The sequence below is a fragment of the Marinicella sediminis genome (assembly GCF_002000055.1).
In the GTDB taxonomy this organism is placed as follows: domain Bacteria; phylum Pseudomonadota; class Gammaproteobacteria; order Xanthomonadales; family Marinicellaceae; genus Marinicella; species Marinicella sediminis.
Genome location: NZ_MVBD01000005.1, coordinates 142,686 through 157,442 on the forward strand (window position 1 = coordinate 142,686; position 14,757 = coordinate 157,442).

The 14,757-nt window shown below is 48.8% G+C and carries 13 protein-coding genes; 7 read left to right on the forward strand and 6 right to left on the reverse strand.

Annotated elements, in window-relative coordinates:
* Positions 1–98: 98 nt before the first annotated feature.
* On the forward strand, positions 99–1,742 hold the full coding sequence (locus B0475_RS08645; RefSeq protein WP_077411412.1) for an amidohydrolase: 1,644 nt from the start codon (positions 99–101) through the stop codon (positions 1,740–1,742).
* A 2-nt stretch (positions 1,743–1,744) separates the two neighbouring features.
* Here the strand turns inward: B0475_RS08645 and B0475_RS08650 are convergent, their stop codons facing one another.
* From B0475_RS08650 to B0475_RS08660, 3 genes are all read right to left on the reverse strand, one after another.
* On the reverse strand, positions 1,745–2,110 hold the full coding sequence (locus B0475_RS08650; RefSeq protein ID WP_198538176.1) for a YbaN family protein: 366 nt from the start codon (positions 2,108–2,110) through the stop codon (positions 1,745–1,747).
* A gap of 35 nt (positions 2,111–2,145) precedes the next feature.
* Entirely contained in the window at positions 2,146–3,042 is an 897-nt protein-coding gene (locus tag B0475_RS08655) for a DUF2608 domain-containing protein (RefSeq protein WP_077411413.1), read from the reverse strand.
* Between the two features lie 69 nt (positions 3,043–3,111).
* Positions 3,112–3,543: an SRPBCC family protein gene (locus B0475_RS08660; protein ID WP_077411414.1), complete on the reverse strand. Its 432-nt coding sequence runs from the start codon at positions 3,541–3,543 to the stop codon at positions 3,112–3,114.
* A gap of 91 nt (positions 3,544–3,634) precedes the next feature.
* Between B0475_RS08660 and B0475_RS08665 the strand changes: the two genes are divergently transcribed.
* Together B0475_RS08665 and B0475_RS08670 are read left to right on the forward strand one after the other, a co-directional pair.
* A complete protein-coding gene (locus B0475_RS08665) occupies positions 3,635–5,065 on the forward strand; it encodes a WS/DGAT/MGAT family O-acyltransferase (protein WP_077411554.1) in 1,431 nt (476 codons plus the stop codon).
* Positions 5,062–5,847, forward strand: coding sequence for an esterase/lipase family protein (locus tag B0475_RS08670; RefSeq protein ID WP_077411415.1), 786 nt, complete (start codon positions 5,062–5,064; stop codon positions 5,845–5,847). Before B0475_RS08665 ends, B0475_RS08670 begins: the two co-directional genes overlap by 4 nt.
* Positions 5,848–5,862: 15 nt before the next feature.
* On the opposite strand, the gene B0475_RS08675 is transcribed toward B0475_RS08670, so the two are convergent.
* Complete coding sequence (locus tag B0475_RS08675) at positions 5,863–7,698, reverse strand: SLC13 family permease (RefSeq protein WP_077411416.1); 1,836 nt, start codon at positions 7,696–7,698, stop codon at positions 5,863–5,865.
* A gap of 230 nt (positions 7,699–7,928) precedes the next feature.
* Here B0475_RS08675 and B0475_RS08680 point away from each other — a divergent pair, with 230 nt between their 5' ends.
* The gene (locus B0475_RS08680) at positions 7,929–9,659 is read left to right on the forward strand and encodes a hypothetical protein (protein WP_157892821.1); all 1,731 of its coding nucleotides are present in this window, start codon (positions 7,929–7,931) and stop codon (positions 9,657–9,659) included.
* Positions 9,660–9,858: 199 nt separating this feature from the next.
* Here the strand turns inward: B0475_RS08680 and B0475_RS08685 are convergent, their stop codons facing one another.
* The gene (locus B0475_RS08685; protein ID WP_157892822.1) at positions 9,859–11,043 is read right to left on the reverse strand and encodes an acyltransferase family protein; all 1,185 of its coding nucleotides are present in this window, start codon (positions 11,041–11,043) and stop codon (positions 9,859–9,861) included.
* A 207-nt stretch (positions 11,044–11,250) separates the two neighbouring features.
* On the opposite strand from B0475_RS08685, the gene B0475_RS08690 reads away from it, so the two are divergent.
* The 3 genes from B0475_RS08690 (at position 11,251) to B0475_RS08700 (ending at position 13,021) form a co-directional block, all read left to right on the forward strand.
* Positions 11,251–11,823, forward strand: coding sequence for a hypothetical protein (locus B0475_RS08690; protein WP_077411419.1), 573 nt, complete (start codon positions 11,251–11,253; stop codon positions 11,821–11,823).
* A 146-nt stretch (positions 11,824–11,969) separates the two neighbouring features.
* The gene (locus B0475_RS08695) at positions 11,970–12,653 is read left to right on the forward strand and encodes a 2OG-Fe(II) oxygenase (RefSeq protein WP_077411420.1); all 684 of its coding nucleotides are present in this window, start codon (positions 11,970–11,972) and stop codon (positions 12,651–12,653) included.
* A gap of 50 nt (positions 12,654–12,703) precedes the next feature.
* Positions 12,704–13,021, forward strand: coding sequence for a DUF6122 family protein (locus B0475_RS08700; RefSeq protein WP_077411421.1), 318 nt, complete (start codon positions 12,704–12,706; stop codon positions 13,019–13,021).
* Positions 13,022–13,025: 4 nt separating this feature from the next.
* Here the strand turns inward: B0475_RS08700 and B0475_RS08705 are convergent, their stop codons facing one another.
* On the reverse strand, positions 13,026–14,624 hold the full coding sequence (locus B0475_RS08705) for an ABC-F family ATPase (protein ID WP_077411422.1): 1,599 nt from the start codon (positions 14,622–14,624) through the stop codon (positions 13,026–13,028).
* Positions 14,625–14,757: the final 133 nt, after the last annotated feature.

The following is a 14,757-nucleotide window of genomic DNA, read 5'->3' on the forward strand; positions in this document are numbered from 1 at the left end:
TTGGGGCATACTCACACGTTTTGATTGCCGTGATTTATTGCGCTATAGTCAGCAATAATTCCCTGCTCATTCCTGATTGACCACATTTGAATTGAATTATGAAAAACATCATCCGAATACTCCTGCTGAGTCTGTTGATCCATGTCCCAATGGTGACTGCAGAAATCATTCATCTTAAAAACATTGTCGGTTACAGCCATGATGGCAATCACCTCACACCCTTGAACCAGTTGTTGTTTGATACTGAATCTGGTGAGTTAGTGGCTGCCAGTGAGGCCAACCTGAAACAGGCCAGGGTCGTGGATGGTCTGGGGCAAGTGGTTTTGCCCGGCTTGCATGATGCCCACGGCCATATATTGAATTATGGTTTATCTCGTTTGTTGGTTGATTTACGGGGTTTTTCCACTTTGGATGATGCGGTTAAACAGGTCAGAGAATATGCAGCGTCTCATGCAGATTTCCCCTGGATTCTCGGCAGAGGCTGGAATCAGGTTTTGTGGCCTGGTAAGGCGTTTCCTACCCGTCATGACCTGGATGCCATCACTCAGGACAAACCGGTGTGGTTGGAACGCATCGACGGTCATGCCGGTTGGGCCAACTCAAAAGCCCTGGAACTGGCCGGAATCAATCGGGAAACGGCCAGGGGCAATGATTTGATCCTCAAAGATGCTGAAGGTATACCCACTGGCGTATTGATTGATAATGCCATGTACCTGATGGAAAAGCAGGTGCCAGCCATCACAGAAGACATGAAAAAAAGGGCCATCAGCCTGGCTTTCAAAGAGCTCAGCGCGGTTGGGCTGACCTTCGTTCATGATGCCGGTATCGGTCATGAAAACTATCAGCAATTCATCGAAATGGCCAGACAACAAGTCATGCCCATCAGGGTTTATGCGATGCTGGCATCAAATGATCCGGCATTCAAAAAGATGGTCGAGCAAGGTCATTTAAACATTGATAACCATTTGTTGGTCCGGTCAGTGAAATTGATGATCGATGGTGCACTGGGCAGTTATGGAGCCATCATGCACGAACCGTATTCGGATCAACCGGACAAGCAGGGTGCCTACGTGCAAACACCTGAACAGATCAAAGCGGCTCTGGACTATCTGGTGCAACACGATTTCCAGGCCAATGTCCATGCCATTGGAGATCGTGGTAACACCGAAGTAATTGATTTATTATCCAGGCCGGGAATGCAATCATCCAAACTCAGACACCGAGTTGAACACGCGCAGATATTGAGACTTGAAGACATCATGAAGTTCAAAGACCACGACTTGATTGCATCAATGCAGCCCACCCATGCAACATCGGACATGAACATGGCAGAAGACCGCGTTGGGCCGGAGCGAATCAAAGGTGCATATGCCTGGCAAAAGTTATTCAAAGCGGGTGTGGTGGTGGCATCAGGCTCAGATTTTCCGGTTGAATTGATCAACCCGTTTCATGGCATGCATGCCGCCGTGACCCGACAGAACCATGACAATCAACCACCCGGTGGCTGGTACGCCAATGAAGCCATGTCGGTAGCCCAGGCCTTGCAAACATTCACCATCAATGCGGCATTTGCGGCCCATGCGGAAGATTTCAGTGGCTCCCTGGAAGTGGGTAAGCAGGCTGACTTTATTGTGATTGATCAAGACATCTTTACCATCAACCCGCAGGAGATCTGGAAAACCAAGGTGCTTGAAACCTGGGTGGGTGGTCAACAGGTATACGTCAGGGAATCACAACCTTGAGCTCACGATGGGCGGCTGATGATGAAGGCCGCCACCATGAGCAAAATCAGAAACTGGACGCCGATGGCCCATGATGGTGCACCCAGAATCCAGCTCAATGGTGGCATCATCGCCATGATCAACAAGGCCGTTGTTTTGCTGCGTTGATCGATCCGTCCACCATCCTGCCAATTGTGAATGATTTGACCCCAGCGTGGATGATTGAGCAGCCATTGATGTAAACGGGGAGAAGAATTGGCAAATGCCAGGGCACTGAGCAAAATAAACGGTGTGGTAGGCAGCAACGGCAATACCACACCCAACAAACCCAGTAACAAAGAACCAACACCCAGGATCAGCCACAAACTGCGAAGCACGGTTTTCTTCATGGCTGATTCGGGTGATCCATTACCTTGTCAGTGTGTCAGTCACCTGCCACACATCCGGTGGCCTGCCGTTGTTTGCGTTCTGGATATATGTCATTGAGTACTTCATTGATTTGTAACCACTGAGTTGCCATCTGATCGGCTTCTGCCTGAGTCAGTACCTGGCCTTGGCTGGCGATGCGCTGATGTTCAATGCGGGTATAATGAAATAAATGCATGTCCAGATGACTGCTGGGAAAGGCATTGGCCATGTTGATGATGTTTTTTTCAGAGTCATCGACAAACACCACGGCTGAATAATCCTGACCTGTGATGCCCAGCATGTGTTGCAGCATATCACCTTTGTTCATTCCTGTGGTCATCATGATGCCGTCAATGTAGCTGTATGGCCGGCCCAGAGAACCATCCAGTACCAGGGTTTTACCATCAGGGCCGGTCAGATCATGACCGCTGAAATCAATCTGGTGCACCGTCAATTCACGTTGTGTGGCTGCCCGGTAGTCTGGTGACCGTGAGGTCAGGGCAAATACCGTGCTGTTTTGTTGTTGCCACTGTGTGATTAATGCCGGTACATTATGTTCGGTCAAATCCATGGGGCCCAGTTCATACAGTAATCCAATGGCGTCCTGAAACAGGCATTTGACTTTTTGATCAGCGGTGGGTTTGATGGGCAACTGTTCGGTTTGCCATTGATACCAGACATCTCCTCCCAGATCGATGTGGCTGGTCAGCAGGGTGTTGTCTATGTCAAGGATCACAAGGACTTGCTCAGCACCGTACTGAGATGTCAACTCACTGACTTTCTCATCGACCTGAACAAAGCTGAGGGCGTTCTGATGGATCACCGGTGTGTTGGTGGGCTTTTGGGGTTGGCTGCAGGCTGTCAATACAAGTATCAACAGCAGAGAACTGAATGGCAACAATGTTTTTTTCATGGCAATAAATGTGTTAAAAAGCACATCATATCATTGTTTCGTAGCCATTGCGTGACAAGGGTTCAAAGGTTAATCGTTCAGGTGATCCAGTCGTTGTTGAAATATTTTTTTCAACTGTCTGCCAAATGCCCGTTCTATGAACCAACCCATGACTGGAATGGTGATGGTGAAATGGGTGTGCCAGTCGACCCGTGTTCCCTGGCCTTCAGTTTTGAATTCCAGCCAGCCATTGTGGTGCACCAGCCTGAGTTTGGGCTTAACTTCAGTAATCAGGTAGTCAAAGCTTTCATTGGGCACAAATGCCGTGATTTCTTCAGTGAAGGTATATTTGGCTGAGCGTACGGTCCTGACTGCACCGAGCCCGTTTTTGTCAGGCGCTCCTTTTTTGATCAGGTGACAGGCAAGTCCACCGCCTGATAAGAATTTGCGGTGATCAGAAACCGCTGCAAATACTGCAGACAGAGGTTGATTGATGAGCGCAGTCACATGGACTTGTTGCATAAGGATTCCCCGTAAGTTGGCTGCCGGTTCAGGTGTTCTTGTGGCCGGATTCTGGTATGATAGTTTACAACAAAAAACACCATTGACCCAAATGCAACCACTGAGTGGATTAGATTCCTCTTTTCTCTATCTGGAAACTGACAGCCAACCCATGCACGTGGGTGGGGTTAATGTCTATGAAGGATCATTGTCATTCACTGATTTCAAAGCATTTTTACAGGAACGATTGCCACTGGCTCCCCGGTTGATGCAGCGTCTGGTACAGGTGCCTTTGAGTGTTGATCATCCTTATTGGGTGGATGATCCTGAATTTGATCTCGATTTTCATTTACACCACGCTGCTTTACCCGATCCGGGGGACTGGCATGCGTTAAGGAAACTGGCATCGCGATTGTTTGGGCAAAAACTGGACCGCAACCGACCTTTGTGGGAGTTCGTTTTTGTCGAAGGACTGGATGGCATTCCACAAGTGCCGAAAGGCTCGGTGGCAGTCATCAGTAAAATTCACCATGCCGCGATTGACGGCGCCTCCGGGGCTGCGATTCTGGGCTTATTGTTTGATGTCACCAAAAAACCACGAAAACTTCCACCCATGCCTGAACGGAAAGTAGCACCATTGCCAGGGGATCTGACCTTGATCAGGCGCAGTGCCATGAACTACCTGAAACGACCGTTCAAGTTGCCGGGATTACTGTGGGAGACTGCCAGGTCAACATGGCAGGCTGGGAGGCTTTCCCGCGTACAGCAAACAGCATTGCCGCGTGCCATTTTCAATGCACCACCCAGTATTTTGAATCAGCCGGTGAGTTCGAAAAGATTGTGGAATTCAGCTCTGTTGTCCTTGGAACGGGTCAAAGCCCTCAGAGAAGTGGTTCCCGGAACCACACTGAATGATGTGGTTCTGACCATCTGCACCGGAGCACTCAGACAATATTTGCTGGAAAAAGAAGCCCTGCCTGAGAAACCCCTGGTGGCCATGGTACCGGTTTCAACCCGCAGCAAAGATGAACAACAAGACATGGGCAATCAGGTTTCCGCTATGTTGGTCCAACTACCAACCCTGGAATCTGACCCAGTGAAACAATTACAGCTGGTTCATGAAAGTACCCTCAGTGGGAAATCATATCAAAATGCCATTGGTGCCAGGCAATTGCTTGATTATGCCGAATTCATTCCCTTTGCACTCGGAGCTCAGGCAACCCGGTTGTACACCCGTATGAACGTCAGTAAGTACCACCGTCCTTTCTTTAATGTGGTGATCACCAACGTGCCGGGTCCCCAGGTTCCATTGTACATGAACGGACACAAGATGCTGGCACATATGGGCATGGCGCCGGTATTTGACGGCATGGGGCTGATCATGCCAGTCTTCAGTTACCACGGCATGATGTCGATCAGCCCAACTGCTGCAGCCCAGGTGATGCCTGATGTGGACCATTTCACCAAATTAATCCTGAATGCGGCCAATCAATTGGAAACTGCTGTCAATTCAACTGAAAATAAGCCACGAAAAAGTCAATGAAAACAACTTCACCGAATGACCACTATCGGCGCCCGCACCGTCCCTCGCTTTTGAAATTGGCACTGGAAATGCGCACGGTATTCGAGGCCGGTGGTTTTGCCATGAGCTTTCCCTGGCTACAAACCACAGCCAAAGGAGATGGGCATCCGGTTCTCGTGCTGCCAGGTTTTCTGGCCACTGATTTTTCCACCAAACTGCTCAGGACTTTTTTGAAAAGTCGCAATTACAAACCCTATGGGTGGCGGCTGGGCAGGAACCTGGGACGTCACAGCCACCCGGAAACCGCCTGTGGTCCGGCGATCATCAAACGACTCACAGACATTCATCAATGGCATGGCGAGAAAGTCACCCTGATCGGTTGGTCACTGGGCGGAATTTACGCCCGTGAACTGGCCAGAATCCATCCTGATAGGGTTCGTCAGGTGATCACCATGGGCAGCCCATTTGGTCACAACAAACGGGCCAATCATGCGATTAAAATCTTTGAAAAAACCAGTGGGTATCAATTGTCCGACATGTGTCCCAATCTGATCCGTAATATGCCGTTGCCTCCACCTGTTCCCAGCACCTCTTTTTATTCGAAATCTGATGGTATCACCGCCTGGCAATGCTGCCTGGAAGAAGTAAGCGAAACCACACAGAACATTGAAATCAATTCGTCACACCTTGGCTACGGTCATCATCCTGCGGTGATGTGGGCTCTGGCCGACCGTCTGGCTCAGCCCGATGGTGGGTGGCAGCCTTTTAAAGCCCGTCATCTGGAAAAACTGGTCTTCAAGTGAAGTGACTTTAAACGTTTACATCAAGCCATAAAACCATGAAAGAATCAGGGTAAGCAGCAATCCAATCATCAGTACGAGCGGAATACCGACTTTCAGAAAGTCTTTGAATTGGTAACCACCCGCAGTCATTACCAGTAGATTGGTTTTGTATGCAATCGGGGTGGCAAAACTCAAATTGGCGCCAAATAACACGGCCAGAATAAAAGGTTCTACCGGCATACCCAACCGTTGCGCAATGCTGATGGCAATTGGTGTGCCAATCACCGCAGCGGCGTTATTGGATATGATGTTGGTGAAAATGGCCATGCTGAACAACAGACCACCAAGGATGATGGCCGGGGACATACCGTGGGTCAGTACCACAAAGCCATCAGCCATAAAATCGGCTGCTCCGGTTGCCATCAGGGCCGTTCCCAGGGCCAGTGATGCAACGATGATGAACACCACTTGGGTACTCAAGGCCTGGGTCACGTCTTTCCAATGTAAACAGCCAGTGATGAGCAACAGAAAACAGCCCATCACTGAACTCAAATAAATGGGAATCCAATCCAATGCAGCCACAACCACAATGGCCACCATGATCAACAGCGCCAAGGGTGCTTTTTTGGTATATGGCAGTTCTTCACGACCATCGAGGATCAGCAGATCACGACTGGTTTTGATTTTGTTGATGGCCTCAACACTGCCTTTGACCAGCAGTACATCGCCGGAGGCCAGCACCATGTCCTGCAACTGTTTGGTGGTGGCTTTGCGTTTTTGACCGTGTGGAAACAATGCCAGCATATTCAGGTGGTATTTGCTTTGCAGGCGCGCATCATTCAAACGAACACGCTCCAGCGCTGAACCAGGGGTGATGACTAGCTCTACCAATAACTCGGATGCATCCCTGGCGATTTCGTCCTGTTCTTCACTGCCGGCTTCCAATACCACATCTAACTCAGCCTCATATTCTCGCAGGGCAAACGAAGTGTCTGTGACCAACAGTTTGTCACCAGCCTGAATGTTCACATCAGGCAGGGCATTGATGGTGTTCTTGCCACGAATGATGCGTTCCACAGGCATTTGGTCCTGGGTTTTATGGCGAAGTTCTGCCAGTGTTTTACCGTCTGAGAAACCGTTTTCAAGCACCCGTAATTCAGCAGTAAACTGTCGCGTTGAAACGTTGTTGATGGGTGGTTGCCGGTCAGGAATCATTCGTGGTGCCAACAGCCAAAGATAGAGGATGGCGACCACACTGACCATCACCACAGGCAGGGCAAAATCAAACATACCAAATGCCGCCACACCCATTTCTTCAGCCACATTGATGACCAGTAAATTGGTTGAGGTTCCGATGGTGGTGGCCATACCTCCCAGTAGAGTAGCCAGACCCATGGGCAGTAAGGTGCCTGTGGTGGACTGACCGGTGCGCACCGAAACATTGATCAATACCGGTAACAACAGGACCACAATGGGGGTGTTGTTGACAAAGGCACTGAGAAATGCACCGACCACAAGAGTCAACAGCAAGGACAAGGCCGGATATACCTTCCAGGTGCGTGCCAGGATGCGCCCGATGGGTTCCATCGCACCGGTTCTGACCATGCCCTGGCCAGCCACCATCAAGGCACAGACCGCAATCAGTGCTTCGTTGGAAAAGCCACTGAAAAACTGTTTAACCTCAAATACATGGCCATCAGGATGGGTGTAGGGGAACAGGTGAAAGATGGCCAGCAGGGCGACGATCACAAACAAACTTGATGTTTGCAACGGGATTTTTTCGATGGCAAACATCACCAGAGCCACCCCGGTGAGTATCATCACTGCGATGGCATGGGGCTGGGCTGACACCGTCAGCAATGTGTCGTTCATGATGACCAGTTATCCTCAAATTCAATGCCTGTTCAATGATTGTAGCACATGCTTTTATGTCCTTTTACAGATACTTTTTGCCTTCTGAACTGGATCATGATGTCAGGTTTTTAAGGTGTTTTACGTATCCTGGTTTATACACGCAAAAGAATAATCAACAACAGTGCATTTCAGTCTAACAAGCAGTCAGCCATTTTGGCCTGGCTGGTTGCATGACCAAAGGAGAAATTATGTCCACAATCAGAATTGTTTTGCTCTTAATTGTCATGCTGCCCGGTGCTCATGCTGGTGTGGTGGCTGAAGTCACCGTAGGATCAGATGGGGCTTGTGACTACACCAGCATCACGGCTGCCAGTTTCAATGAACCCCCCAGTGATTTATTGGACATCAGGGTGGCTAAAAATGTTTCATTGACATCCATACAGTTGCTTGATGACCGGCCAACGCTGATCAGGGGCGGCTATGATAATTGTGCCGATACCTCTGCTTCAGGCCGGACAGTGCTCGATGGCAGTGGATTTTCGGGGCCAATTTTTGTTGCTTCAGAGGCCACCCGAACGACCTCACTGGTCGATTTGTTTTTGCTGGATCTGGAAATTCAGGAAGGTAACTCAAATACCGAGGGAGGTGTGGTCGGATTGACAGGGAGTTGGTATCTGAGGGTCGTCAATGTATACATGCATGACAACTTCAGTAATCAGGATGGTGGTGCCATATTCATCGAGCCATCAGCCAATGCGGCGGTACAAAAACCCGTTGCACAAATCTATGCCAACAGCATCATAAGTGGCAATGCAGCAGACAATGGTGGCGCCATCGCTTGTGACGGTGGGGGTACGATTTATGCCTGGAACATGCAAATGGCCAACAATCAAGTCAGTCAGAACGGTGGTGCCGTGTCGGTCAATGATGGCTGTGTTTTTGAGTTGTATGGCGGTGGTTTTTTTCAGGGGATTTTGCTTAATCAGGCGGTTGGCTTTGGTGGCGGGATCCACGGTGCTAACCATGCTACCATTCGCATCTTTGGCTCCACTGCAGACCTGGGTATGGCAGCAATCATCTCTAATTCGGCAGCCAATGGTGGCGGTGTTTCAGTATCCGGCGGAGCCACATTGTATGCCGCCAATGCCGTGATCAACAACAATTCCGCCACTTCAACCGGTGGTGGCATCAGGTCCAATGGTGGGCATGTGGAAATTGAGCGGACATCGCCAGGCGCTCAGTGTCATGCAGAGGAACGCTGTTCGACGATATCCAGCAATACAGCGAGCGGATCAGATCCATCCTTTTCTGGAGGCGGGGCCATTGCAACGTTTGGTGGCACACTGCAAATCAGGGGCACCTACCTGGAGAATAACAGTGCGGCATACGGCAGTGCCATCCGGGCCCGATTCATGCCATTGGATGGTTTTGATGCACCCATGACCATGGTGGGTAATGTCGTTGCCGGAAACCGCAACGCACCACAAGTGGTTTACCTTGATGAAACATCAGCTGACATTGCTTTTTCGACCTTTGTGGATAACCTGGACATGAATAGGGTGATTGAAATGGCATACCCTACGACCGCAGCAGGCCCTAATAATGTCACGGTTTCCGGGTCTGTTTTTGAGCACCCGGGGAACACCCTTCCAGGGGTTGAACTGACCACCTCAGGTCAGTTGGTGAGTGCTGATTGCAACCGACATGAAAATGCATCAACAGGTGATTTGCCAGCTGGTAGCCGGTCAACTTCCATTGCGCCGGATTTCGAAGATCAGGCTGGTGGCGACTTCCGGTTGCAAGAGGACAGTCTGATGATTGATTGGTGCAACTGGAGTATTTTGGGCAGTGAATCGGATCATTCGGCCAATGGATTGCCCCGACCTGTTAATCATGCCATAGGGGATTTACACGGCACTTATGACCTGGGGGGTGTGGAATGGCATTTGCCGGACACCATTTTTGCCGATGATTTTTAAAACAGTATGCGAAGCTCTGTGTCACTGATGTGTTTTATTAAGGTGTGTTCTATAAGCGACAAACACCGAGCCTGAGCTGAAGGTGTTTGGTGTGCAATCGCATGGCTTTTAACGACCAACGGCCAGGTACATATGGCCCGCATACTGGCAGAAACCTGTCTGTCAATGGTCGCCATTTGACCTTGATCAGCATGCCGGCTCAATAGCGTTGTTTCAGCAATAAAAAAGGTTTTTCGATCAGGTAATGCAATGCCAGACTGATGCCTGCAGTCAACAGCAGGTAAATAGCGAAAAATGTGGTGGCATGTACCCAGGCAGTTTCGCTGTAGACCCAATCCTTATGTAATTGATAGACCCATTTGAATACCGTGTTGTGAACCAGGTACATGGCATATGAGAGTATGGCAATGATCCTCAGAAAGCGACCAGTCAGCCAGCCCATCCACCTTGATCCACTGTAACTGACTGCTGCCCAGACCCATAAGGCAAAAGCAGCAATGAGGCCAGTATGCATCAGGTGCAATGCCATGGCGGATTCTGTGGTTGTCGAATCCATTCTGGTCAGCAGCACCATGGCAATGACCACACTCAGGCTCACCAGGACGACACCCGGCTTGCCATTTGTTTTCTCATTCAGCCAGGCCACCAATACCCCGGCAAGAATACCGGTCACTGCATATTGAAAAGGAGCCCGGTATAGCCAGAAAAATTGAAAATAACTGTGTGAGTCACTCGACAAGTGAATATGCAGGGTACGGATCATGATCAATAAAGTCATCAATGCCAACAACAGCACAATGCCCTGAGTAGGTTTCAGTTTTGTGATCCACCACACCAGCAGAGGAGACAACAGATAAAATTTTTCTTCAGTGGCCAGTGACCACAGAGGGGTCAATATTTCAGAACCCATGTAATCCTGGAGAAAGAACACATGGATCAGCAGTTCATTGAGGCTGATTTGGCCCATGTAAGATGGCAAAACACCAGAAACCAGTAAGATGATGATGGCGTAATACAAAGGGAAAGTGCGTAATATACGCTTCAGAAAGAAGTTTTTATGATCTGTTTTAAGGTTATCTGACTGTTTTCGAAGTAAATGGCGAACGATGAGGAAACCGCTCAGTACAAAAAACAAGTCAACACCAAGCCACCCATTGTTCATGAAGTTTTTTAATGGGGTAATGATTGCCTGCCGGTAAAATGAATTGGATACTTCCCGGTAGATGAAGCTGAAATGATGCAGCATCACCATAATGATGGCGATTGCCCGTATACCATCCAGTTCCGGGATTTTTCCTGAGTGAGTGCCAATCGTGAAGTAAGCCCGGATTTGTTGAAGCCAGGTGAGTTTGTTCACCGGGTGATTGTCTTGATTATCATTCATGAGTCGCGGGAGTAAATAGGTCCTTTGGTTAGGCTGCTGTTTACAGGCATCGGAGCAGGGCATGTTGACCCACTGTGTCTGGGTGTTAATTTAATTCATCCAATTGTACTGGTTTCACCGGCATGACTCAATTAAGCTGACTGATTCGGGTTTGGCAGGTTTACGGGATTTGAGGCATAATGAATATACTCAGATATCATCTTCATTATGTTTGAACACATTGCCATCTTTTTTTCCATCATCCTCAGTTTGGGGCTGGTGCATTTGTTGGGTGGGCTGTCGTTGATGTTGGATGCCCGGATCAGGAATCACCTGTATTGGGTCCACTTATTATGGACCCTTAATTTATTGTTTCTCATTGCTCTGGTGTGGTTTGCAAACTTTGCTCTTGCTGAGGCCAATGAATTGAGTCTGGCGCACTATTTTGTGTTACTGGCTTATGCCATTACCATTTATTTGCTGTGTGGTTTGTTGTTTCCGGTGAGGGGTGAAGAAGTGGTTGATTTCAGGAAACATTATTATGCCAACAGCAAGCGATTTGCTGTTGTCGGGATGGCATTTGTGATAACCGATGCCTGCGATGGACTGATTGAAACAAAACTGCTGGATGTGCCATTGAATTATGGCCAGTTTGGTACCCTTGGGGTGTATTTTTTCTTGTTTCTGGGCGGCTTGTTCAGTCAGTCACACCGCTATCATGCCTGTGCAGCTGTGGTTTTTGGCTTGGGTCTGGTTGGGTTTTTATTGAGCTTGGTTGGATTTCCCATCACTTTAAGGTAATGCCTGCCAGGTATCTGGCATGGACGGGACACCCGTCGATAATGATGTGCCATAAAACGCTGGATTCTGTGTTTATATCAGTTCACAATACCGCCGAACCACGACAAACATGATGCTGCCTTTGGGGCTGACCGATTGAGTAAACAATGAGCAAAACAAGCAATGATTCAGATTCAGCCAGTTGGCCTGATACAAGTTCGCCTAACCAGGCGTTGTTCACAAAAATGGCTGATGACTTAGCAAGCAAAGGTTTGAGTATATTACCTGCGGCTTTACCTGATGAGCTGTGTCTGGCCCTCAGGGCTCAACAGATATCGATGGATGATGATCAGTTCAGACAGGCAGGTATTGGTCGGGGTACTGATGCTGGTCATAATGAGCTTGTGCGTACTGATCAGATTTGTTGGATCAGCAAACAAACTCCAGCCGGCAGCATGTGGTTGGAGTGGGCAGACTCTCTGCGGTTGTTCCTCAACCGTGAATTGATGCTTGGCTTATTCGCTTTTGAAAGTCATTTTGCTCATTATCGCCCTGGCGCATTTTACAAAAGACACCAGGATGCATTTGTGGGTGAAGCCAACCGGGTGCTTTCCCTGGTGGTTTATTTGAATCCGGGTTGGTGCAGTGATGATGGTGGGGAGTTGGTGATTTACCAGGATTCAGTTGATCAACAGGGTGTACGGGTGATGCCATTGATGGGCACTGTGGTGGCTTTCCTCAGTGAAGGCTTTCCTCATGAGGTTTTACCAGCTCAAAAGGACCGTTATTCAGTGGCCGGCTGGTATCGGATGAACACCACTAAATCCGGTCGTGTGGACCCACCTGAGTGAATACGCGCTTTGCAAAGAAACACCAATCAAGCCAGGAGGGTTGAGATCTGATGTGGCATATACTGCTACATATTCTGTTGCCCTTGCTGGTGGCACGGACGGCTTTTCATAACACATGGGTTAAAGCCTGGCTTTTACTGCTACTGACTATGCTGGTGGACCTTGATCACCTGTTGGCAAACCCCATATATGACCCCAATCGATGTAGCATAGGTCATCATCCATTGCATCAGCCTGAGCTGTTTCCGTTGTATTTGCTGTGTCTGTTGTTTCCCCAAACCCGGTTACTGGGTCTGGGACTAGTGATTCACATGAGTCTGGACAGTCTGGACTGTGTGGCGATGGGACAGTGGTTCACAGGACAATAAACGATTATTGGCTGTTGATGCCCTGACGTTCGAGGTATTCCTGATAGCCGCCGCGAAAGTCAACGACGTCCCCGGGTTGAATTTCCATGATGCGGGTGGCAATTGAAGACACAAATTGCCGGTCATGAGAAACAAAAATCAAGGTGCCGTCGTAATTTTCCAGTGCCAGGTTCAGTGACTCAATAGACTCCATGTCCAGGTGATTGGTGGGTTCATCCATGATAATGACATTGGGATTTTCCATCATCAGTTTGCCAAACATCATTCGGCCTTTTTCACCACCTGACAATACACTGATTTTTTTGTCTGAATCCTCTTTGGAAAACAGCATGCGACCCAACACAGAACGCACGGCTTGTTCATCGTCATCTTTTTGTTTGAATTGTTCCATCCATTGGAAAACAGTCAAGTCCTGTTTGAAGGCCCCCAGATTGTCCTGCCTGAAATAACCAATGTGTGCGTTTTCTGACCATTTAATGGTGCCTGAATCAGCCTCGATGGATGCTGTGATGCAATTCAGAAAAGTAGTCTTGCCGATGCCGTTGGCACCAATCACGGCGAGGCGTTCTCCAACTTCCAGCAACAAGTCCAAATTGCTGAACAAGGTATGATCACCAAATGATTTACTCAGACCGTTGATTTGCAGGGCATTGCGAAACAGTTTTTTGTCTTGTTTGAAGATGATGTATGGGTTAACCCTGGATGAGGGTTTGATGTCATCCAGTTTGATCTTGTCCAGCAGTTTTTGTCGTGAAGTGGCTTGTTTTGCTTTGGATGCATTGGCAGAAAAACGGCTGACAAAGCTTTGTAGTTCGGCAATTTGCGCCTTCTTCTTGGCATTTTCTGCATACTGACGTTCTTTGGCCTGGGTGGCAGCGGTCATGTACTCATCGTAATTACCGGGGAACAGCCGTAATTCACCATAATCCAAATCGGCCATATGGGTACATACAGTGTTCAGAAAGTGACGATCATGCGAAATGATGATCATGGTTGATTTGCGGGCGTTGAGCGTGTCTTCCAGCCAGCGGATTGTGTTGATGTCCAGGTTGTTGGTAGGCTCGTCCAGCAACAACACGTCCGGGTCAGCAAACAAGGCCTGAGCCAGGAGTACCCTCAGTTTCCAACCGGGCGCCACTTCTGACATTGGTCCAAAATGTTGACTTTCGGGAATTTCCAGACCCAGCAACAATTCGCCGGCCCGGGCTTCTGCTGAGTAGCCATCCATTTCGGCAAAGGTGCTTTCCAATTCTGCCACTTTCATGCCTTCTTCTTCTGACATCTCTGGCAAGCCATAGATTCGGTCTCGTTCTGCTTTCACCGCCCACAGTTCTTTGTGTCCCATGATGACGGTGTCAATCACACTGTACTCTTCAAAAGCATATTGGTCCTGACCCAAAACACCGATTCGTTCATCCGGGTCATGGCTGACATTGCCTGATGAAGGCGTCAGTTGCCCGGTGAGGATTTTCATGAATGTGGATTTTCCACAACCATTGGCACCAATCAGTCCATATCGGTTGCTGTTTCCAAATTTGACGGAAATGTTTTCGAACAGTGGTTTGGAACCAAACTGCATGGTGATGTTGGCTGTGGTGATCATGATTACGGGTCAGGGAACAGAAAGGTCGCGATTATACCCGCAAATCATCATGTTGCAATAACATTCACCGGCGCGGAGCAAACTGGCTTCGGGTTCAGGGGAGGGCGGTGCAAACCACAACAGACCATGACTT

What these genes read in the sequence shown, in the direction of transcription:
- B0475_RS08650 (WP_198538176.1), bottom strand. Translation starts at nt 2,110, where the DNA reads ATGAAGAAAACCGTGCTTCGCAGTTTGTGGCTGATCCTGGGTGTTGGT.
- B0475_RS08645 (WP_077411412.1), top strand. Translation starts at nt 99, where the DNA reads ATGAAAAACATCATCCGAATACTCCTGCTGAGTCTGTTGATCCATGTC.
- B0475_RS08660 (WP_077411414.1), bottom strand. Translation starts at nt 3,543, where the DNA reads ATGCAACAAGTCCATGTGACTGCGCTCATCAATCAACCTCTGTCTGCA.
- B0475_RS08685 (WP_157892822.1), bottom strand. Translation starts at nt 11,043, where the DNA reads ATGAATGATAATCAAGACAATCACCCGGTGAACAAACTCACCTGGCTT.
- B0475_RS08705 (WP_077411422.1), bottom strand. Translation starts at nt 14,624, where the DNA reads ATGATCACCACAGCCAACATCACCATGCAGTTTGGTTCCAAACCACTG.
- B0475_RS08700 (WP_077411421.1), top strand. Translation starts at nt 12,704, where the DNA reads ATGTGGCATATACTGCTACATATTCTGTTGCCCTTGCTGGTGGCACGG.
- B0475_RS08695 (WP_077411420.1), top strand. Translation starts at nt 11,970, where the DNA reads ATGAGCAAAACAAGCAATGATTCAGATTCAGCCAGTTGGCCTGATACA.
- B0475_RS08680 (WP_157892821.1), top strand. Translation starts at nt 7,929, where the DNA reads ATGTCCACAATCAGAATTGTTTTGCTCTTAATTGTCATGCTGCCCGGT.
- B0475_RS08690 (WP_077411419.1), top strand. Translation starts at nt 11,251, where the DNA reads ATGTTTGAACACATTGCCATCTTTTTTTCCATCATCCTCAGTTTGGGG.
- B0475_RS08675 (WP_077411416.1), bottom strand. Translation starts at nt 7,698, where the DNA reads ATGAACGACACATTGCTGACGGTGTCAGCCCAGCCCCATGCCATCGCA.
- B0475_RS08665 (WP_077411554.1), top strand. Translation starts at nt 3,635, where the DNA reads ATGCAACCACTGAGTGGATTAGATTCCTCTTTTCTCTATCTGGAAACT.
- B0475_RS08655 (WP_077411413.1), bottom strand. Translation starts at nt 3,042, where the DNA reads ATGAAAAAAACATTGTTGCCATTCAGTTCTCTGCTGTTGATACTTGTA.
- B0475_RS08670 (WP_077411415.1), top strand. Translation starts at nt 5,062, where the DNA reads ATGAAAACAACTTCACCGAATGACCACTATCGGCGCCCGCACCGTCCC.